Below are 915 nucleotides of genomic sequence, written 5' to 3' on the forward strand. Positions count from 1 at the left end.
ACAAGGCGAATTTATGCACCAATAGCTGGCTATTGGAAGTGAATTCAACGCAGTTAGCGCTAAAACTGGCTGCTAGAAAGGCATTAATTATCCGAAGCTCAGGTTAATTTAGCTTATTGATATTAGGGTCTGTTGACCCTTGAGACTTAGGATTGCCTATGCTGAGTAGCTTGAAAGTATGGCGTGCTCGCGCCACCAGCAACGTAGAAGATCCGCTTTATGAATATGCGACAACAGGTAAAGTAAAACACCTAGAGCAAGTCATTGAGCGCTATCAAAGTGATTTATTTCACTTTCTAAAAACACAAACACAGGCGGCGTCGGCAGAAGATATATGTCAAAAAACATGGTTAAAAGTCATCGAAAAGAAAAACGCTTATCGACAGCAGGGTCACCCCAAGGCTTACTTGTTTCAGATTGCACGTAACCTGCTAATCGATTCAATCAGGGCGTCAGGTAAACTCTCTGAGTTGACAGATAGTAAAATAGGCATGACCAACTCCAATGAGTTTACAAAAGCATCGGAGGAACAGTGGCTATATCAGCAAATTGCTGCACTTCCTTTGTTACAAAAAGAGGCGCTAAGCTTACAGTTAGAGGGGTTCAGCTTAGCTGAAATAGCGCAAATTGTAGGGGCCACACAAGAGACTGTAAAAACTCGAATTAGATACGCAAAAGAGACACTAAAGTCTCAAGTGGGTGAAAATCATGAGTAATTTAGACAAATTTGACGCCAAGTTAAAAGCGGCTTACCAAGCTAACAAGCAGGACAAACCGTTAACTTTGGCTGCTCGCATCAAAGTACGATTAGTTAGCTTTGCCCATCATTACTTGGGTCGTGTAGAAACTTGGCAGTGGAGCGCGGTTACTTGTTCAGTCGCTTTACTTTTTACCTTGTGGTATCAAAATCAACAT

At 42.0% G+C, this 915-nt stretch carries 1 protein-coding gene and 1 pseudogene; both read left to right on the forward strand.

The window, feature by feature from the left end:
* Window positions 1-158 precede the first annotated feature (158 nt).
* A complete protein-coding gene (locus CWC03_RS23070) occupies window positions 159-716 on the forward strand; it encodes an RNA polymerase sigma factor (protein ID WP_138583584.1) in 558 nt (185 codons plus the stop codon).
* Window positions 709-915: pseudogene (locus CWC03_RS23075) on the forward strand (hypothetical protein); the annotation flags it as partial. The gene CWC03_RS23070 and the pseudogene CWC03_RS23075, both read left to right, overlap by 8 nt.

The sequence above is a fragment of the Pseudoalteromonas sp. S2755 genome (assembly GCF_005886535.1).
Taxonomy (GTDB): domain Bacteria; phylum Pseudomonadota; class Gammaproteobacteria; order Enterobacterales; family Alteromonadaceae; genus Pseudoalteromonas.

What these genes read in the sequence shown, in the direction of transcription:
- CWC03_RS23070 (WP_138583584.1), top strand. Translation starts at nt 159, where the DNA reads ATGCTGAGTAGCTTGAAAGTATGGCGTGCTCGCGCCACCAGCAACGTA.